Below are 19,741 nucleotides of genomic sequence, written 5' to 3' on the forward strand. Positions count from 1 at the left end.
GGTGTAAGTGATGATAACAGGCGTAGTGATCGGGGCTTTATTGCTTTGCGCAGCTGTGGCCGTGTTCTTTATTCTAATTAGCAAGTCGGGCGCTCATCCTCATGGCGCACCAAAGCCTAAGCCATATTGGGCTGACGATGAGCCTTGCTAATTGAATTTAATCAAAGGAAATCAAAAATGGCTCGCGGAGGTAAGCGCGATGGTGCTGGCCGTCCTGCTGGCGCTGTCACTTCTAAAACTAGAGAGATAGCAAATAAGGCTTCAACAGATGGCCTGACACCTCTCGAGTATATGCTGAATGTCCTGCGCGATAAGAGCGCTGATCCTAAAGACAGGATGTGGGCGGCAGAAAAAGCAGCCCCCTTTGTGCATCCAAAGCTTTCCAGTGTTGAGCACAAGGGTGATGAGGACAATCCATTGCAGACTGTCACGCGCATTGAATTGGTAGCGCCAGATGACGACAGCGAGGATTGAACTACCGCCCAAGCTGATCCCGGTATTTTCCGGTGAAGCTGATGTGCGCGGCGCTCACGGTGGTCGCGGTTCAGGCAAGACACGTTCATTTGCGCTGATGTCTGCCATTCGCGCTTATATGTGGGATCGAGCAGGGCGCAGCGGCATAATCCTTTGCTGTCGTCAGTTTATGAACTCGCTTGATGAAAGCTCGCTGGAAGAAGTCAAAGCCGCTATTCGCGGGTGTGATTGGCTGGAGCCACATTTTGATATTGGCGAGAAGTATGTGCGCACCAAATCAGGGCGCGTTGCATACAAGTTTGCTGGCCTAGATCGCAACATCAACAGTGTTAAATCGAAATCTCGCATTCTCGTTTGTTGGGTCGAAGAAGCCGAGCCAGTTACAGAAACCGCATGGGCCACACTGATACCAACCCTGCGCGAAGAAGACAGCGAGCTTTGGGTTACATGGAATCCTGAACGCAAGGACAGCGCAACCAACCAACGGTTTTTCAAATCAGACAATCCACGGCACAAAATTGCCGAGGTCAACTGGCAGGATAACCCATGGTTTCCAGATATTCTTGACCGTGTACGTGAGGCTGACAAGCGCGAACGCCCTGATCAATACGGGCATGTCTGGGAAGGCGAATTTAAAACAGCAATAGCAGGTGCGTATTTCGCCAGCCACATTCACCAGGCGCGCGAAGAAAAGCGTATTGGCCGGGTGGCCAAAGACCCGCTTATGACATTCCGCGCCTATTGGGATATTGGCGGCACTGGCGCCAAAGCAGATGCAACCGCAATCTGGATTGTTCAGTTTGTCGGTAGAGAAGTTCGAGTGCTCGACCACTACGAGGCGCAAGGCCAGCCTCTTGCGGTTCATGTACAGTGGCTGCGTGACAACGGTTACAGCAAAGCGCTTTGTGTACTTCCTCATGACGGATCGACAAAAGACAAGGTGCATGACGTTTCATTCGAAAGCGCTTTAAACGACGCGGACTTTGAAACAGAGGTTGTTCCTAACCAAGGCGCGGGCGCTGCACGAATGAGAATTGAAGCGGTCCGCAGGTTGTTCCCATCGATCTGGTTCAACGAAGACACCACAGGGGCCGGAGTTGAAGCTCTGGGCTGGTATCACGAAAAGAAAGATGAGCAACGCGGCATAGGGCTTGGACCTAACCACGATTGGGCATCTCACAGTTCCGATGCATTCGGCCTTATGGCTGTTCATTACGAGCAACCTAAGACGAATAGCAGAACTCCAAAGCCGCAAACGGCATGGGTGGTTTGAATGGGTGGTAAGTCAGTATCGCATCCGGAAACGAACACCCCTCCAAATTGGGCGGTTAACGCGATGCGACAGTCGGAGCCATCCGAACCACGTTACCGTACTCACCGACTTGCTGGTGATGCTGTGCCAAAAACAAGCCCGATTGAGAGACCCGGCACAAGTATCGCAGCGATAGTATTTTTCGCGTTCCTAGGCATCCTTTTAGGTGCTGGAGCCATGTTTTTCGCAGTTTGGCAATCGCTACTGACGCTGCCGAACTGATCCCTTTGAACGCAGTGATTGCGTACAGTCCCTTAGATGGATCATTGATTTATGGCAAAAGCTAAAAAAGCGATGAGCGATGACCAACTGGCCACGCTCGTACGCTCCGGCATTGATAATGCTGTAGACTATGACACGAGCGAGCTTTCGCATCAGCGCGGGAAGGCGATTGAGTATTTCCGTGGTGAAATGAAGGATGTTCCGTCACAGGTAGGTCGCTCGAAAGTCACGTCTCATGATTTGTCAGATGCCATTGGCTGGATTCTTCCGGGCCTTATGCGCGTGTTCACCGCTTCCGATACGATCGGTTGCTATGAGCCGCAGACGCAACAGGACGAAGCCTTCGCAAAGCAGGCAACGGACTATGTGAACTACGTCTTCATGCGCGAGTGTGAAGGTTACCGCACATTAAGTCAGGCATTCCATGAAGGATTGCTGTTCGGTAACGGCATCTGGAAACATTGGTGGGATAAGAGCGTCGAATATGAGACGCTCGATTACACCGGCCTTGATGATGTTGCTTTCACGCAGCTCGTCATGGATGACGATGTTGAAGTGCTTCAGCATACCGCTATTGTAAACGTTGAGATCGTCATTGATCCAGCGAGTGGTCAGGAAATTGAGCAGGAAAGCGCAACACACGACTGCAAGATCAAGCGTGTTGTTCGTAATGGCCGGCTGATCGTCTGCTCTATTCCGCCCGAGGAGTTTTTGATTGAGCGCGGCGCAAAGTCCATTGAAGATGCGCGCTTTGTCTGCCACCGATCGATGCGGACACGCCAAAGCCTGATTGATGACGGGTTTCCTCGCAAGCGAGTGATGGATATTTCAAGTGCTACCGATCTGGAAAGCACAGAAGAACAATCGGCACGTTGGGATAGCGTTAATCCTACCCGTTCAACCGAAGCAGACCCACTTATGGTCGAGGTCGAGGTTTACGAGGTTTATCTCCGTTGCGATTATGACGGCGACGGTTATGCGGAATGGCGCAAGGTGGTCATGGCCAGTTCAGGCGATGGCAATCAAGTGCTGTCAAACGATGAATGGTCGGACGATGTGCCATTCTCTGACGCCGTGCCAATGCCTGAGCCGCACCGCTGGAATGGTCGTTCTCTTTTCGATGAGCTGGAAGATATCCAGAAGGTCAAAACAGTTCTGCTCCGCCAGACGTTGGACAATCTCTATCTTGCCAACCGTCCGCAGCGCGAAGTCGTAAAAAACCAAGTCGACAACCTGGACGAAATCGTCAATCCGACATTTGGCGGTGTGGTGTTGACAAAGCAGCCCGGTGCTGTGCGTGACATGGCTGTGCCATTTGTGGCCGACAAGTCATACAACATGCTCGGATATATGGATGAGTTGAGCGAAAAGCGCACTGGTGTATCTCGCCAGTCCATGGCGCTCGATCCAGATGCGCTGCAGAACCAGACTGCATCGGGCCAGATGATGGCGCAGAGCGCGGCCTATGCGAAGATTGAGCTCTATGCTCGTAACATCGCAGAAACCGGCTTGAAGCGACTATTTCAGTGCCTTCTGAAACTTATTGTTCGTCATCAGGACCGCCCGCGCATGATCCGCCTCCGTGATCAGTGGGTGGAGATGGACCCACGTTCGTGGAATTCAAACATGGACGTGACAGTCAGCGTAGGTTTGGGCTCCGGCTCACGCGATAGGGATATGGGCATTCTGCAGCAGATCGCGGCAAAACAGGAAATGATTATCGCTCAGGGCGGCCCAAACAATGGGATCGTATCACTCGAGCAATATTCAAACACTTTGCGCAAGATCGTGGAAACAGCCGGCATTCGCAATCCGGATGGTTATTTCAGTGAAGTGACGCAGGACAAGCTGCAGGAGATGCAGCAGGCCCAACAGCAGCAGCCGAATCCGGAAGTGGAAAAAGCCAAAGCTCAAATCCAGATCGAGCAGCAGAAGGCAATGGCACAGGCTCAGCTGGAACAGCAGAAAGCTGCGGCAGGCATTGAGACACAGCGCCAGAAGAATGCCCTTGATCTTCAGGCCTCCCGCGAGAAGGCCGAGCTTGAAATGCAGTTGATGCGTGACAAGGCTGCAGCACAGTTGGAGCTTGAACGCCAGAAGGCAGCACAGGACGGCCAGCTTCGCCGCGATGAAATGATCCTTGAGGCACAGCTCACAGCAGAAGCCAACCGCATGAAAGCGGAGATGGAAGTTCGCAAGCCTGTTGCTGACACGAACATCAATGGAGCAACGCAGTAATGAACGCTCAACAGCGCGCCGCTGAGTTCCGCCAGCTTCTTGAAAGCCCTTACCTAAAGGAAGTGTTTGACGAGATGGAGCGCGATACCTTTGAGGAAATCGCTTCTCTCAAATTGGGTGAAGCGACCGAAAAAGAAAAGGACGCTCTCATCCATAAACTGCAGATCATACGAAACCTTTGGACCACGCTCTCGCATAACGCAACGGACGTGACAACCAAGGTTCAGCAGGTCGTTTGACCGCTGAAAACCGCGCAGTGATGCGCCATTTCCCAGAGCGGTATATCCGCCCGATGGAGCCTATACCATGCAAATGACCGATAATTCGACAGTTGCCGAAACCGTGTCAACTACCTCCCAGAATGAAGCCAATAATGCTGCCAGCTTCACCGAAGCCACGGATAGCGGGTTTGGATCGATTGACGAGGCTATCTCCTCTCTCGCTGATGAAGATGATCAGCCGATAGAGGAAACAACCGTCTCCAGCGAAGGGACGGTACAATCGGAAACTGAAACACCTGAACCCGAACAGGTTGAGGAGCCACGTTATCGTCTCGCTGACGGTACTGAGGCCACCCTTGCCGAGATCGAGGAATGGCGGAAGGGCAACCTTCGACAGTCCGATTACACTCGCAAGACGCAGGAAATCGCAGTCACCCGCAAGGAACTCGAAACCCGTCAGGCGGAGATTTCGCAGCAATCGCAGTTTTTCCAGCAGAACATTGAGTTCGCAATCGACGTTGCAAAAGCTCATCTGCCACAAATGCCAGATCCCACGTTGGCCCACACCGACCCGTTTGCATACGTGCAGCAGAAGGCGGCTTACGAGGAAAAGGCCGGTGAATTGCAGCAGCTTATCCAAGCCAAGCAGCAGTACCAGGAGCAGATCAGCAACGAGCAGCGTCAGTCACAGTTCGACATGGCACGCAATGAGGCGGAAGCGCTTGCATCTGCAATGCCAGAGCTGAAAGACCCCGCGAAACTTCAAGCCTTTCATGCCGATCTGGTTAATGGCCTTCAGCACTATGGCATCAAAGCCGAGGAAGTAGGGCAGGTGATGGATCACCGGCTTTTCCTTATGGCCCGCGATGCGACAGCGTATCGAAAGCTCATGAGCCAGAAGCCACAGGCAATCGATAAGGCCAAGGGCGCGCCACCTGTGCAGATGCCGGGACAGCGCCAGAGCGCAAACGAAGCGGCAACCCGCCAGAACCGTGCGCGAATGGAAAAACTCTCCCAAACAGGGTCGATCCACGACGCAATGAAGATCGACTTCGAGTAACCCCTTCATTCATAGGAGGCCGTAATGGCTGCTCCCGCAAATACCTTTCAGACCACGGCTGCCGTTGGCAATCGTGAAGAACTTTCGGACGTTGTGAACCGCATCACGCCGGAAGATACGCCGGTCTATTCGCTCGTTCCAAAAGGCACCGTCAAATCGGTTCACCCGGAATGGGAAATCGATGATCTGGCGCCTCCCGGATCAAACGTGCACCCAGAAGGCGACGAATACACCTTCGCCGCAACCACACCGCCGAAGCGCGTAGGCAACTACACGCAGATTTTCCGCAAAGACGGCATTTTCTCGAACACTCAGGAAGTTGTCGACAACGCTGGCGATGTGGAAAAGAAGAAGTATCAGAAGCTCAAGAAGGGCATCGAACTGCGTAAGGACGTTGAATATTCCATCGTTTCCAATGTCGGTTCTGTCGGTGGCGCGACGCGCGTTTCTGCTGGCCTGCCAGCTTGGATCGAAACCAACGTTTCTCGCGGGGCGACAGGCGCAAATGGTGGCTTTGATGAGACTGATGGTCTTGTCGATCCGGCAACCAATGGCACGCAGCGCGCTTTCACCAAGGCTACGCTCGATAACGTCATGAGCCAGGCTTACACCTCTGGCGGTAATGTTCGTCACCTCGTCGTTGCTCCATACGTCAAGAGCGTGTTTGTTTCCTTCATGTCTGACGCAAACGTGGCTGAGTTCCGTTACTCGGCTTCGGAAGATGGCCGAAAGACCATCATCAGCAACGCTGACGTTTATGAAGGCCCATATGGCAAGGTTCTGGTTCATCCAAACCGTGTCATGGCGACTAACGCCGGTGTGGCGCGCAATGCATTCCTTCTCGACACGGACATGTTGTCCTTCGATTGGCTGCGCAAGATTCAGGAAGACAAGGATCTCGCCAAGACTGGCGATAACACCAAGTTCGTTCTGATCGGCGAAGGCACGCTTCGGGTGAAGAATGAAGCTGGTCTCGGCGTCATCGCCGATATCTTCGGGCTTAGTGCAACCGCCTAAGCTTCAGCAACCAATTCCACGTCAACAGGGTCGGCCGAGAGCCGGCCCTTTTTTAATGGAGACAGATATGTCTGATCTGAAGAAAAAAGCCGAAGCTCTCGGCATTGATGTCGACGGTCGCTGGAGCGAAGACCGCATTCAGCAGGAAATCGACAAGGCAGCCGCTGCGGCTTCGAAGCAGTCGCAGGCTGATCAGCAGGCCGCTGATGAAGCAAAGAAAGCAGCCGATCAGAAGGCGCAGGAAGATGCGGAGAAAGCAGCAAACACAGCTGTTTCCAATGCAGATATCCAGGCTGCAAACAAGGATTCGCTGCCCACTCTCGGTGGACCGCGTGTCGCTTCTTCTCAGGAAATTCGGGAAGAAAAGGCCGCAGACCAGACTGGAGCTGCTCCTTATCCGGCTGATCCTCGCGAAGCCCATGCGCGCGCCGCTGCACTCTCTCAGAGCCGTGGACCTGCACCGGAGTTCCGCACCTCTGACATTGAAAAGGGCGAAAAGGGTGAAGACCTTTATAAAATCCGCCTTCTCAATGATTGGTGGGACGGTCAGGGCCTGCGCCACAAGCGCGGCGAACTGATCGAAGTTCCTTACAATGAGGCTAAACGCCTTGTTGGTGAACGCAAGGCCGAACGCGCCGACGCTTTCTTTGGCGAGGAGCGCTAATAACATGACCATACGCGACGGTGATTGGACGCTGATCGATTATGATTTCGCTTCTGGCCGGAGCGTATGGTCAATTTTCGATGGTGAGAAGACCATTATTCGAACTGACTACCCTGTAGCGCAAGCGATCGAACAGAACACCCTGTTTCGCAACGCTGCGCCTTCCGATTGGAAGGGTGACTGGCACCGCATCGCATCTGTTCCTCTCAATCTGGCCCATGAAGGCGGCTTGGTGGAAGCGGCGAACCAGCACGACGACAAGTTTATTTCGCGCTTCCTGAACGACAGTGACAATCGGGCATGGCGTACAAAGGAAGGGATAGTTTGATGGCTCTTTCTTCTTATGATGATCTTGTATCGTCAATTCAGAACTGGATGTTTGACCGGCCTGATTTGGCTTCGATGTGTGGTGATTTTATCGCCCTTGCCGAAGCCGACATGAACCAAAAATTACGTACTCGCAACCAGCTCAAGACAGCCGCACTCACAGTTGATGGTGCAGGCGAGGCTTCTTTGCCTTCGGACTATCTATCCTTTCGACAGGTGACGATGAGCAATGATCCAAATCGGAATCTCGAGCTCGTTGTCCCGCCTTTCAGCTTAGGCCACATCAGCGGATTTCCGAGATATTTCAGTATCGACGGCGGCACTATGTCTGTCATGCCTGCTTCGTCTGATGGCGTACAATTCAGCTATTACGCGAAGATACCACCACTCAGCCAATCCAATCAGACAAACTGGCTGCTGGAGAAGGCGGCCAATCTTTATCTTTATGGCGCTTGCAAGCACGCCAGCATTTTTATGGGCGACGAGGCGCGCACTCAGGCGATGGGAAATATGTTCGCATCTGTCTTGGGCGCCTTTCTCGCTTCAGAAGAACTCGCAATGTACAGCCGCGTTTCAATGCGTGCGTCTGGACCGACACCATGATTGAATTTGGTGAATATGCTCCTGATAGATCGGTGTTTGACCCGACCGCCTGCAATACCATTCAGAACGTATTGCCACATGCGAAGAGCTGGGGGCCTTTTCCGAGTTATCAGGCATTTACACAGCCAATGGAAGAGCGCCCTCAGGGCGCAATTCTGGCGAACTTCGAAAATGGCCAATACTATGTGTTTGTTGGCACTCAAACGAGGTTGTGGCGGTTCAACGCCAACGATCTGTCTTGGGATGACGTGTCTGGCGTGTCAGCTCCGTTTAATACGCCAGATGCCTCTAGTTGGTCACTTTGTCAGTTTGGCGATTGGGTGATCGCTTCAAACGGCATCGATGCAGTGCAGTATTTTGATGTGCGAACATCGACGGCATTCCAGCCCCTAAATGAGACAGACGCGCCAAAGGCTTTGTTCACCGGTGTGATTGGTGATTTCGTGATGCTGCTCAATCTGCAGGCAAGCAATACGCGCATCCAGTGGTCTGGCTTGAATAACCCGACATTTTGGACGCCGCGTGAGCAGTCGTCTGATTTCCAGCAGTTCCCCGATGGCGGCGAGATTATGGGATATAGCGGCTATGAAAAAGGCTGCGTTATTTTTCATGAGAATTGCATTCGTGAAGGATCGTTGGCTCTCGATACATCACTGATAATGACGTTCAACAAGACAGTTGAAAACCATGGCGTTGCCGCACCAAAATCCATCATCCCAACAGGGAATGGTATTTTCTATCTCAGTCAGGATGGTTTTTATCAGTACGGAAACCCGCCGCGGCCAATAGGCAATGAACGGGTGGACAATTTCTTCATCAACGACGTGGCTGTAGATGGGCTCTACGGCGTTTATGGCTCAGAAGACCCTACGCGCAAAGTTGTCTATTGGGCCTATCGTAGCCGCGCAAATACGATGCCTCATTCGTACGACAAGGTGTTGGCATATAGCTACGGCACGGACAAGTGGTCGCTTCTTCGACCTGGAACGTATCTCACCGGCCTGATTGAAGCGGCAACTCCGGGCTACACGCTTGATAGCCTTGATCAGTTAGGCATCCCTCTTGATGAACTGCCTTATTCTCTGGACAGTCGCGCTTGGGCTGGAGGCTTCCCTACACTGGCCGCTTTCGACGTAAACAATAGGCTGGGTTTCTTTTCTGGGACACCACTTGAAGCAGTGATCCAGACAGGAAGCGTTTCACTTACAGAAGGCAAGCGCACGTTTATCAACGGCTTCCGTGTGATGGCAGACGCGTCAATGACCTCAGGGCGCATTGCAATCCGTGATCGTGCAGGTGCTGCAGATACGTGGAAGAACGAATCCTCCTGTAACCGCACTGGCCTTATCCCGTCGCGAGCATCAGGCCGCTTTCACCGTTTTGAAGTGAAAATTCCGGGTGGCCAAGAATGGGCACACATCCACGGTGTGGAGCCCGTTGGCACCGTTGAGGGGCAGCAATGACCAACAACTTTAGTAATACCCCGGCGCGTGCGCGAGGCGCACGTCTCGCAGCCGGTACAACGGTAATCTATACCGCGAACACTTATGCGCAGATGGTTGACTTGCGATGCGCGAATGTTGGCTCAGGGGCTGCGACAGTCACGGTCGAATGGTTCAGCAGCAAGAACAATCAGACCTATCGTTTGATCCATCAGGGCCCGATCCCGGTCAATGAAGCCCGGCACTATTCCCTCGATGCTTTTGCTCTGGAACCGCAAGACGAAATTCGGGTCACGCCCGGTGCGGCCAACACTATCGATGCAATCATTACCGTTCTCGAAATACCGGGGCGCAGCGGATGACGCTTTCAATCAAACTCACCTCAGACATGACGACCGAAGAAATGACGCCGCTTTGGCCCGACATTATGCGGTGCTTTGAGACGTACTGCAGCCGGTTCAAAGATGACGAAACTGTGGAGAATATGCTCTCTCAGTGCTGCAACGGACGCCGCCAGCTATGGGTAATTCAGGACGAAACAGGCCGTGTAATCCTCGCCCCTATCACAGAAATAGTGAAAATCGATGCAACAGGAGCGTTGCGTTTTGTCTGCGCTGAGATTGGCGGAGAGCGCCTACAGGAAGCTATGCCACTTCTCTCTGAAATGGAGCGTTGGGCGGCAGAAGAAAAAGGCTGCACAGAGTTCGAACTTATCGGGCGCAAAGGATGGCAACGGCTGCTTGAGCCATTCGATTACGAGTTCGCAGCATCAATCTTTCGAAAAACATTGAGGCCAAACCATGGGTAAGTCCAGCAAGCAGGAAACCACGCAAACCAATACCCCTCCAGCATGGGCAAAACCTGCTCTGGAGCGCGCTGGCAAAAATGCGTTGGCTCTTTATGACAGCGGTTCTGGGTACAACACCTATACCGGCCCCACCATGGCCCCGCTTTCCGATGTGACGCTTGGAGGCATGAATAACATGCTTGCAGCGACGGGCTACCAAGGCGGCCCAGTGAGCAACGAAAGCATCATGAGCCAAGTCCCCGATGTGAACGCCATTATGCAGCAGGCCATGGCCAACAAACCAAAGCCTCAGCAGTCGCAGGCACTGTGGCAGAGCCCAGCGCAGAAGATGGTTCAAATGTTCAATTCCCGAACAGGGAAAATAACAGAAGTTCCAGCAGACAAAGTGAATATCGTCCAGCGCGGGCCACGGTAAGGAATCGGATATGGGAAACAGCAGCACATCTAGCAACAAAAGCACGTCGAATCCAGTTTCCGGCAACCTTCCCGCTTGGGCTCAAACTGGAACGACAGACTATAACAAGATGAATTCTGCTTTGCAGACAGCGCCAATGAACGCAGCCTTGCAGACCATCGGCAGCGGTGGTTTGGGTCAGACAAGCCAAGGCGCTATCGGCAACTTGCAGGGCATCGGAACACAGTTTCAGAACCTCGCCAATCAGGCGGGTCAGGGTGGTGCGGCCAATGAATATCTGACTGGAACCGCACGTGGCGACTACCTGAACGGGTCACCATATCTTGACAGCATCATTTCTAAAGGTGCGGGCGATATAGCCAATCAGACGAACAATATGTTTGCGTCAGGTGGCCGTTATGGGTCCGGTGCAAATCAGGGCGTATTGTCAGATAGCATTGCGAAATATTCCAACGATCTGCGCAATCAAAACTATCAGGCCGAGCGACAGAACCAGTTGTCAGCTGCAAATGCTCTTGAAAGCGCACAGCAGGGCCGTTTCGGTCTGCAAAATTCGGCTTTGTCTGGCGCATCAGGTGCAAATCAAGCTGCGTCAGGGATTGAAAATCAAGGGATCAACAATGTCCTTGGCATGATCTCCCAGCTGCCGACAATTCAGAACAACAAGGTTTTCGACGCTCAGCAACAGCAAGGCGTGGGCTCTCAGATCGACAGCCGCACGCAGCAGGCATTGCAGAACGCAATCAACCAGTGGCAGCAAGGCGACATGGAAGCATGGTCGCGTCTTGGCGGTCTTATCACGGCTGGTTCAGGTGCAGCGGGAAGTTATGGAACACAAACGGGAACATCGACACAGAACAACGGAGGAATGGGCGCACTAGGCGGGATTCTATCTCTTGTCTCCCTGTTCAGTGACAGTCGTTTGAAAGAAAGAATTGTCCCGGTGGGTGAAGAAAACGGCTTTAAGGTCTACGAATATTCGTATCGTGGGCAGAAAGCACGCTGGCGAGGCGTGATGGCGCAGGAGGTTGCTAAGACGCGACCTGACGCGGTCATAACTGATCCAGACGGCAAGATGCGCGTCAATTACGCGATTATCGGCATTGAATTGACGAAGGTGGCTTAAAATGGCTGGAATCTTGGAAATGCTATCTGGCTTATTGCAGGGTGGTAGTAAGGATCAGTGGCAAGGATTGCGAGAGGTTTCACCGCGTATTGCTACACCTGACGCCCAGTTGCTCAATGAGGCAAATAGCATGCTTTCACAAGGGGATGAGCAGGGAGCGAAGAACCTGATAGCTAATGGGCCAACCAGAGCCGCATCAAAGTCAGATTTTGCAGCGAAGGGCGATGGCCGCTGGCAGAACGCACTTCGAGATATTGGCATTGGTCTGATGATGACCGACCCGAATTATAAGGGTGTCGGTCAAATGATGGCAATGCGGCAGCAGAGCGAGGCGGAACAACGACAGCAATCTGCACAAACAAATCAGACGGTTGGTTGGCTCACACAAAATGGTGTGGGGCAGCAGGAAGCTGAATTTCTTGCCAAGACGCCTGAAGCTCTCAAATCCTGGTATTCCGCTTTCAGCGCAGGCCAAAAGCCTGATTGGCAGATTACTGAGATGTACGACGATCAGGGTCGCAAGATCAAAGCCATGGTCGATAAGCGAACGGGTCAGTACAATCAGATTGGCGGCGCTGAAAACGAACAGACTACGCTTATGCAAAACATTCAGGCCGCTGGCTTGCAGCCCGGTACACCTGAATACCAAAAGGCAATTCTTGATGGCACTCGCAGTGGTGTAAATGTCGATGCTCGAAACATGGGCTCGATTCCGCAAGGCTATCGGGTGAATTATGATGATAAGGGTAATCCTGTCAGTATGTCCCCAATACCGGGAGGCCCAGAGGATACAAGCCGAGCCGATGCGGCCAAGGCTGACAACCTGTCAGCTTCCACTGATGTCATCACAGGAGCTGCAAACAAAGCCCGTCAGGCAATGAACTCTGCCGTTCTCCCTGTGACGGGTACGCTTGGGCGCCTCGCTGGGTCAATACCCGAAACAGGTGCGGCAGAGGTCAGACGTCAAGTCGAAACGCTCAAGTCAAATGCGAAGATTGAAAACCTGCAGGCGATGCGAGCAGCCAGCCCGACAGGCGGCGCTTTAGGAGCTGTATCCGATAGTGAAAATGCAATGCTTGCTGCGAAGGCAGGCGCGCTTGATCCGGATAGCCCGAACTTTGCGCGTGATCTCGATGATTACGAACGCTCTTTGCTCCGCACTATTCACGGCAAAGAGGCAGGAGACAGGATATTCGAGGGCTCAAGAGCCTCAACCGAAGCCGCCCCTGCTAGTGGTGTGGTTGATTATTCCGACTATTTCAAGAACTGAGGTTTAGCCATGCCAGTTGTGAAGATGCCGGATGGAACTCAGGTTCGTTTCCCTGACGAAATGCCAGCTGAACAGATCCGGAGCATGATCGCGTCCAAATTCCCTGATGTTGCGGCCCAATCGCAGCCTGCCAACACTGTTCAGGAGTGGGCGCGACAAAGATCTGACGTGGTCGAAGGCGCTCGCCAGCCCGGCGCATTCTCGGATGCGACAGATAGTGTAATTGGTCGTGGCATACCGTTTGGTGATGAAATATCGGCAGGAATGCAGGCACCTTTCAGAGCTGCCGCCGATTGGTGGGGTGGTGAAGGCCTTGATTTGGGCCGTTCTTATGATCGATCGGTCGAGTTGGAACGCGAGTTGCAGCGCCGTCGTGATGAACGCTCTCCAATTGCTTCAACAGTCGGTGCTGTAGCTGGTGGGACCGTACTAGGCAACGCAGCCGCGAAAGGCGGACTTACCCTCATGCAAGGTGCAAAGCCCACACTTGGCTCACTCATGGCTCGCGGTGCAGGAGAGGGCGCAGCTTATGGGGCACTCTATGGTTTGGGTGAAGGTGAAAATATAAACGACCGGGCTCTGAAGTCAGTGATAGGGGCGGGAACTGGCGCGGCTATAGGCGGAGCTACAGGAGCTCTATCCCGAGCAATGGCTGGCAAATCTCAAGTTGCTGCACCTACAGTGGACGACCTCCGAGCAGCCGGTAACGCGGCGTATCAGCAAGCGGACCAAGTAGGGGTAATTTTCACCCCAAACGCTGTGAACCGCCTAAACACCCAAATAACAGATAAACTGACCAATATTGGCTATGATCCAGCATTGCAACCCGGAGCTGCTGCTGTCGTTCGGCGGCTTGGCGACCTTCAAGGCCAAAATGTTACGCTATCCGGCCTTGATACTCTGCGCAAAGTTGCCAGCAATGGCTTTATTCCTGGCAACAAATCGAACAACAAAGCTGTAAGCCAGATTATCGAGGCGATTGACGATATCGTTACAAATCCAGCTACAAATGATATTCTAACTGGAAATGCTCAGGCTGCATCCTCGGCGCTGAAGCAAGCCCGCGAAATGTGGTCACGTCTAAGCAAGGCCGAGCGTGTTTCAAATGCTATTTCGAGCGCAGAGCTGCGGGCTGCTTCGACGGGTTCGGGCGGGAATGTTGATAATGCTATCCGCCAAAATCTTCGGAGAATTCTGGAAAATCCTCGTGGCTTCACACAAGCGGAGCAGGATGCACTACGCAAAGTCGTGACCGGTACAAAGGGGCAGAACGCCCTGCGTCTCGCTGGTAAGCTATCCCCTCAAGGGAATGGCCTCATGGCAGCACTCGGAATCGGCGGCACAATGGTCAATCCACTTGTCGGTGTAGCCTCACTTGGTGGGATGGCGTCGAAATCTGCCGCCGATGCGCTTACTCGAGGTAATGTCGGAGCGTTGGACAATATCATTCGCAGTGGTGGGGCGGCTCAGATTAAGAACCTCTCCCCTGTGCTAAAAGCCCTTATGGACGCGTCGTCGCGGACTGGTGGGCTTCTTGCTCCGAAAGGCACCAATTAAGTTTCTCACAAATCTTGGTTTCCAGCCATGTTCTTGCGTGAGGCACTATGAAAATCACCAATATCAGCATGAATGCCAACTGAATGAAGAACGGCTTAGCATTCAACCCTAAGAATGGCTTCTTATCTCTTACTTGATGGTCGATTTTTTTCATTTCAAAAACTGTTGCATGTAACACTGTTGCCGAAGCGGTTACAGGTCGTCGTGCGCGGTTGAGATGGTGGCGCTACCACAATTGGAGTCGGTGTGTACTGCTGCCCTCGAAATGGAAATGAAGGCATTTTTCCGTCGGATTTTCCGCATTGGACGCTCATTCTATACCACGTCACTGGTCCCGGTATGATGTCTGCAACTAAACCGCCCGCATTGCTGGAACTGTCCATCACTTGATAAGGGCCCTTGCATATAGCATTAGCTTTTTTGAAGCATGCGTTTGGCGAACTGGAGCATTTCACTTCTTGAATTGCTTTTCCCGAAGGACCGGGCACGCTTTCATTGGACGACACACATCCGGATAGTGCAAACAACGCTGAAATCAATAAATACTTCTTCATAAAAGCCCCTTCGTTGTACCGCCGTCTTGAAGATAATTCTTCTAAGGACTTACTGCAAGCTGCTGAGATGCGGCTTTTTCTATGGAGTAACAGATGTCCCCAAACACTGGTACATGGCTGGCTCAACAGCTAATGCAGGATTTTGGTTTAACGCCCGCTGCGGCAGCTGGTTTCGCTGGGAATCTTTCTCATGAAAGCGGAAACTTTCGCCAGCTCCAAGAAATATCACCTTTGGTCAAAGGATCGCGAGGTGGTTTTGGATGGGCTCAATGGACCGGACCACGACGCAGACAGTTTGAAGCTTGGTCGAAACAGAATGGGCTAGACCCAACTTCACGTGATGCCAACTACGGATTTCTGAAACATGAACTGGCCAATACGCCGGAAGGCGGCGTCTTAAAATCACTGCAAGGCATCAACGATCCTTCGCAAGCGGCTCAGATCGTTTCGAACAAGTTTCTGCGTCCTGGTATTCCGCACATGAATAGTCGGATCGAAAGGTCTAACCAGATCGCATCGTCCCTAGGCTCGCAGATCGCGGCACAGCCTGCATCACCACCTCAAGCACCCGGCACTCCGGCACCAGCCTTGCCAGAGCCAATCAACATTGCTCAACAGCCTGCAACACCAATGCAAAGCGATACACAGCCGCCAGCGGGGCTGTTTGCAGCCATGTCGCAGAATGCTGCTCCCACAGCTGATAAGATGAGCGGATTGCTCGCAATGCTGGGAAATATGGACCAGCCACAGCAACAGCCTATGCAACTCCAACCGATGCAGCGGCAAGCAAATGTGCCAAGCCTGACCGATTACATCTCACAGTTTATTTCTGGCCGGATGGCTTAAACCTCAAGCCCGCTGTGAAGCGCGCTTTCCCAAAGATGGAATGAGCAATGGCCTCAGTTTACGATTGGAGCACGACGCCGGGCGATAATGCCACGGCGGATGCAGACATTAATTGGTCGGAGGGCATGTTCCCTTCCGTTGTCAACGATAGCGCGCGGCAGATGATGGCGCGACTTGCTGAGTATATTGGCGACAATGGTATTCGAACGGGTGCCGGAACCGCAAACGCTATTACTGTCACTACAAATTCCGCAATAACTACGCCGCCAAACGGCATGACAGTTGCGTTTAAAGCTCTTGTCACAAATACGGGTGCCGTCACTCTCGGCTTGAACGGCGGGACAGGGTTAAAACTCCGCAAAATTTTTGCTGGCAATACTGACGCAACCGACCTTGACGCGGCAGACGTCACTGCTAAGGGCATTTACTTGGCCCATTTTGATGCATCGGCGAACAGTAATGCGGGTGCTTGGATACTGATAAACCCGACGAACAACGCCGCAATGCAAGGCTTGGTACTATCAGCAATCAACAATGCAGCCACAAAAGATACCCCTGTAGACGCTGACGCAGTTGTTATCACCGATAGTGCGGATAGTGGAAAATCCAAACGTGTTCTCTGGTCGAGGGTGAAGGCGGTTCTGCAGGCATTCTTTGATAATAGATATCTCCAGCTTACTGGAGGCGTTCTAAGCAACGGCCTCCAGATTATCCGTTCTTCTGCGGGTTTTCTTGGTCTTCTCGATCTCCGAAATTCTGGCGCTGGCGATGTTGCCATGCGCATGGCTGGTGGCGGGCGAGATTTTACGGGCCAGCACATTGAAATAGGTCAACGAGCCGATGGCGATCTGTTCCTTTGGAATGGTGCCGGTGTTCAGTGGCGCTTTACCAAAGGTGGGGGGTTGTTCGCTGCCGGGGATATAGCGGCTGGCGTCGGAAATTGGGTGTATTCCGGGTTTGAAAATTCCTCATCAACTGTAAGGTCATCACTCCGACCAACAACTGTTGTCGCAGGAAACACAGGCATCCTCTTTGCTGATGGTAACTTGCAAGGCTCCAAGTGGGGCGGTGGATATCTTTCGGATTGGATTGAGGCGCGCAGTTACAATCGCACACGTGATTACCTGCTTTCAGAACAAGTTCCCATCGGCGGAACTGCATTTCTTCGCCTCATGCTCAACACGACATATACAAATCCGCAAAGCGTAGGTGGCGGCGATCTATCTTGGAGCAACGTTGAGGCTACAGACGGTGGGCGAGTGAACTACGGTACGTGGGCACCTCTCGGAGTTTCCAATACTAACGGAGGTAGTTCGTCTATCGCTAATAAAACAACGCAATGGAAGAGGGTCGGCTAATGAAGCTCGTGAAAATACTTACAGCGAAGTGGGCCGATATTGACCATGTTGCACTCATCGGTACAGCGGAAGTTGAAGGCGTCGACGGCGAATGGCATTTTGCCGTCCATGATGGGTATGCAACCAAGTTGGGGCAAAGCATATGGGACGCCGCTCTAAGTGGTGATTTTTCCCCCATCGGGGAATACATACCGCCTTCTCCTGAACCGGAGGCAACGCCGGACGAAATCAGCCGCCGCCAGTTCTTCCAGTATCTCGCGGTTCTTGAAATCATCACGCGGCAGGAAGCACTTGCGGCGCTGCAAGGCGGGGTAATTCCTGCACCTTTGCAGGCGATCATTGATCAGCTACCGACTGAAAACGATCAGTTTGAAGCGCAAATGTTCATTATCGGTGCGCAGAACTTTAATCGCCTGCATCCGTTAAGTGAGACGGTGCGCATCTCTTTAGGCTGGTCTGTCGAACAAAAAGACGACTTCTGGCGTGAAGCGTTTAAGCTTTAACGGCAAGTCCCTCAGTCTTTCGTGCTTACACACTCATTCTCAAGCCGTCCTTGAGGCGGTTTTTTCATGCCGAAAGGAAAACCCCGGCGTGTTGAATGAAGGAAGCACGAACCGGGGCTACTCACGGAAGGGCACAGGGTTTTCAAGCCCTTCTGCGAGCGTTGAATGGTTACTGTAGCTTACGGCAAAAGAAAACCCCGGCGACCGCAAAGCCCACCGGGGTAATGCGCCTTGCTCTGATGTGGGTCAGGACAGCTTGCAAGGTCATCATCTCACAATAATAGGAAAACACAATGGCACGACGCATCAACGCGGCGGGGCTTTCGCTCATCCAGCAATGGGAAGGGCTTAAGCTGACTGCATATAAAGACGTGGCTGGTATCTGGACGATTGGCTACGGGCATACGTCCGCAGCTGGATCGCCAACTGTCACGCCGGGAATGACAATCACGAAGGCAGAAGCATCACGTATCTTGCTTAAGGACTTGGCAAAGTTTGAAGCGCGTGTTGAGAAGTTGGTTAAGGTGCCGCTGACTGACAACCAGTTCGCCGCTCTTGTTTCGTTCGATTTCAACACAGGAGCCCTGGACAAATCCACGCTGCTGAAGAAGTTGAACAAAGGAGATTATGCTGCCGTTCCGGTGGAACTCATGAAATGGGTGAATGCTGGCGGCAAGAAGGTGCAAGGACTTGTGAACCGGCGAGCCGCCGAAGCAGGATTATGGGCAAAGGGCGCATTCGTATCGTCAAACACGGTCACGGCCACCACGAAAGCCAACAAGACAGACGTAGCAACTATCGGCGGCGCTGGCGCTGCCGGTGCGGCTGCAACCGTTGGCCCTGTCATCCCTGAGATTGTCAGCACCATTTCCAACCAGCAAGACGAGCTATCAAGCGGTCAGTGGGTTCGTGTTGCGATAGCAGCAGTCATCGTCGGTTTAGCTCTCTGGGGCATTTATAGGAAAACCCGGTCATGATCTGGGCCTTAATCCCGAACTGGCTGAAATACTTGTTGGCTGCCCTTGCTGCTGCCGCCCTTATCGCTGGCGGTAGCTATCTCGCCGGAAGGCTATCAGGCAAAGCCAGCATCGAAACCAAGATCGAAAGACAGAACAATGAAGCCACAGGCAAAGCTCTGGATGCTGCTCGCTCTTATGATGAGTGTATTGACGCTGGCGGGGTGTGGACATTTAGGACCGGCAAATGTGAGCGGCGTCCGTAATGTCCTTGGCTCTGACCTGATGGGCGCACGAGGGGCAACAGAAGCGGATCAGCGGAAGATCGACCGGACAATTGTTCGCGGCTGTGCCGGTGGTATCTGGTCGAAAGATGAATGCGCTATTCACGACAAGAAGTAATAGGGGCAACCAGGCGGATGGATGCAACGAACATGCCGGAAGAAAACGATCTTCGTGCTCGCGTAGTCGGGCTGGAACATGCAACGCAGTCTAACAATCAGCGATTGACCACGCTCGAAGCATGGCAGCGCCAGCGAGAAATCGACAGTGCGCGGAACGATGAGAAGTGGGTAGCCATGGAAGCCCGAATTGATACGCGGTTCACAGGGCTGGAAAGCTCGAACAAAAGCATTCACTCGACCCTCTCGCGCATCAACTGGATGATTATTGGCGGGTTGGTCGCAGCATTCATTGCATTTGTGGTGAGTGGCGGCTTGAAATCACTCTGAAAGATCGTTGTTAATATCTGCCATTGCAATAAAAAAC

At 52.8% G+C, this 19,741-nt stretch carries 23 protein-coding genes; all 23 read left to right on the forward strand.

Going from position 1 to position 19,741, the window contains the following annotated elements; genetic code table 11:
* The first annotated feature begins 177 nt into the window (after window positions 1-177).
* The 23 genes from C9380_RS04835 (at window position 178) to C9380_RS04950 (ending at window position 19,704) form a co-directional block, all read left to right on the forward strand.
* On the forward strand, window positions 178-474 hold the full coding sequence (locus C9380_RS04835; RefSeq protein ID WP_210249742.1) for a hypothetical protein: 297 nt from the start codon (window positions 178-180) through the stop codon (window positions 472-474).
* Entirely contained in the window at window positions 455-1,747 is a 1,293-nt protein-coding gene (locus C9380_RS04840) for a PBSX family phage terminase large subunit (protein ID WP_128093115.1), read from the forward strand. Before C9380_RS04835 ends, C9380_RS04840 begins: the two co-directional genes overlap by 20 nt.
* Window positions 1,748-2,059: 312 nt before the next feature.
* Complete coding sequence (locus C9380_RS04845) at window positions 2,060-4,246, forward strand: portal protein (RefSeq protein ID WP_128093116.1); 2,187 nt, start codon at window positions 2,060-2,062, stop codon at window positions 4,244-4,246.
* Window positions 4,246-4,485 carry a hypothetical protein gene (locus C9380_RS04850; protein WP_128093117.1) on the forward strand — a complete coding sequence of 80 codons (240 nt, stop codon included), beginning with the start codon at window positions 4,246-4,248 and terminating at the stop codon, window positions 4,483-4,485. Before C9380_RS04845 ends, C9380_RS04850 begins: the two co-directional genes overlap by 1 nt.
* Before the next feature lie 67 nt (window positions 4,486-4,552).
* Window positions 4,553-5,527, forward strand: a complete 975-nt coding sequence (locus tag C9380_RS04855) for a hypothetical protein (RefSeq protein ID WP_128093118.1) — start codon at window positions 4,553-4,555, stop codon at window positions 5,525-5,527.
* Window positions 5,528-5,551: 24 nt separating this feature from the next.
* Complete coding sequence (locus C9380_RS04860) at window positions 5,552-6,544, forward strand: DUF5309 domain-containing protein (protein WP_128093119.1); 993 nt, start codon at window positions 5,552-5,554, stop codon at window positions 6,542-6,544.
* 67 nt (window positions 6,545-6,611) lie between these two features.
* Window positions 6,612-7,208, forward strand: a complete 597-nt coding sequence (locus C9380_RS04865) for a hypothetical protein (RefSeq protein WP_128093120.1) — start codon at window positions 6,612-6,614, stop codon at window positions 7,206-7,208.
* 4 nt (window positions 7,209-7,212) lie between these two features.
* On the forward strand, window positions 7,213-7,536 hold the full coding sequence (locus C9380_RS04870) for a hypothetical protein (RefSeq protein WP_128093121.1): 324 nt from the start codon (window positions 7,213-7,215) through the stop codon (window positions 7,534-7,536).
* Window positions 7,536-8,138, forward strand: coding sequence for a phage adaptor protein (locus C9380_RS04875; protein WP_128093122.1), 603 nt, complete (start codon window positions 7,536-7,538; stop codon window positions 8,136-8,138). Before C9380_RS04870 ends, C9380_RS04875 begins: the two co-directional genes overlap by 1 nt.
* A complete protein-coding gene (locus tag C9380_RS04880) occupies window positions 8,135-9,601 on the forward strand; it encodes a hypothetical protein (protein WP_128093123.1) in 1,467 nt (488 codons plus the stop codon). The genes C9380_RS04875 and C9380_RS04880 overlap by 4 nt, the downstream gene beginning before the upstream one ends.
* The gene (locus C9380_RS04885; protein WP_128093124.1) at window positions 9,598-9,942 is read left to right on the forward strand and encodes a hypothetical protein; all 345 of its coding nucleotides are present in this window, start codon (window positions 9,598-9,600) and stop codon (window positions 9,940-9,942) included. Before C9380_RS04880 ends, C9380_RS04885 begins: the two co-directional genes overlap by 4 nt.
* Entirely contained in the window at window positions 9,939-10,388 is a 450-nt protein-coding gene (locus tag C9380_RS04890) for a hypothetical protein (protein WP_128093125.1), read from the forward strand. Before C9380_RS04885 ends, C9380_RS04890 begins: the two co-directional genes overlap by 4 nt.
* Window positions 10,381-10,803, forward strand: coding sequence for a hypothetical protein (locus tag C9380_RS04895; RefSeq protein ID WP_128093126.1), 423 nt, complete (start codon window positions 10,381-10,383; stop codon window positions 10,801-10,803). Before C9380_RS04890 ends, C9380_RS04895 begins: the two co-directional genes overlap by 8 nt.
* Window positions 10,804-10,939: 136 nt before the next feature.
* Window positions 10,940-11,929, forward strand: a complete 990-nt coding sequence (locus C9380_RS04900; protein WP_128093127.1) for a tail fiber domain-containing protein — start codon at window positions 10,940-10,942, stop codon at window positions 11,927-11,929.
* A gap of 1 nt (window position 11,930) precedes the next feature.
* Window positions 11,931-13,199 (forward strand): hypothetical protein, encoded by a 1,269-nt coding sequence (locus C9380_RS04905; protein WP_128093128.1) that lies wholly within the window; start codon window positions 11,931-11,933, stop codon window positions 13,197-13,199.
* Window positions 13,200-13,208: 9 nt separating this feature from the next.
* The gene (locus tag C9380_RS04910) at window positions 13,209-14,756 is read left to right on the forward strand and encodes a hypothetical protein (protein ID WP_128093129.1); all 1,548 of its coding nucleotides are present in this window, start codon (window positions 13,209-13,211) and stop codon (window positions 14,754-14,756) included.
* A 647-nt stretch (window positions 14,757-15,403) separates the two neighbouring features.
* Window positions 15,404-16,156: a phage tail tip lysozyme gene (locus C9380_RS04920; RefSeq protein WP_128093131.1), complete on the forward strand. Its 753-nt coding sequence runs from the start codon at window positions 15,404-15,406 to the stop codon at window positions 16,154-16,156.
* Between the two features lie 161 nt (window positions 16,157-16,317).
* Entirely contained in the window at window positions 16,318-17,514 is a 1,197-nt protein-coding gene (locus tag C9380_RS04925; RefSeq protein ID WP_128093132.1) for a hypothetical protein, read from the forward strand.
* Entirely contained in the window at window positions 17,514-18,017 is a 504-nt protein-coding gene (locus C9380_RS04930; protein ID WP_128093133.1) for a hypothetical protein, read from the forward strand. Before C9380_RS04925 ends, C9380_RS04930 begins: the two co-directional genes overlap by 1 nt.
* 293 nt (window positions 18,018-18,310) lie before the next feature.
* Window positions 18,311-18,994, forward strand: a complete 684-nt coding sequence (locus tag C9380_RS04935; RefSeq protein ID WP_128093134.1) for a lysozyme — start codon at window positions 18,311-18,313, stop codon at window positions 18,992-18,994.
* Complete coding sequence (locus C9380_RS04940) at window positions 18,991-19,239, forward strand: hypothetical protein (protein ID WP_128093135.1); 249 nt, start codon at window positions 18,991-18,993, stop codon at window positions 19,237-19,239. Before C9380_RS04935 ends, C9380_RS04940 begins: the two co-directional genes overlap by 4 nt.
* A complete protein-coding gene (locus C9380_RS28850; RefSeq protein WP_247877552.1) occupies window positions 19,223-19,375 on the forward strand; it encodes a hypothetical protein in 153 nt (50 codons plus the stop codon). Before C9380_RS04940 ends, C9380_RS28850 begins: the two co-directional genes overlap by 17 nt.
* Window positions 19,376-19,392: 17 nt before the next feature.
* Window positions 19,393-19,704 carry a hypothetical protein gene (locus C9380_RS04950; RefSeq protein ID WP_128093137.1) on the forward strand — a complete coding sequence of 104 codons (312 nt, stop codon included), beginning with the start codon at window positions 19,393-19,395 and terminating at the stop codon, window positions 19,702-19,704.
* Window positions 19,705-19,741 lie beyond the last annotated feature (37 nt).

This window comes from Brucella pituitosa (genome assembly GCF_003049685.1).
Lineage (GTDB): Bacteria > Pseudomonadota > Alphaproteobacteria > Rhizobiales > Rhizobiaceae > Brucella > Brucella pituitosa.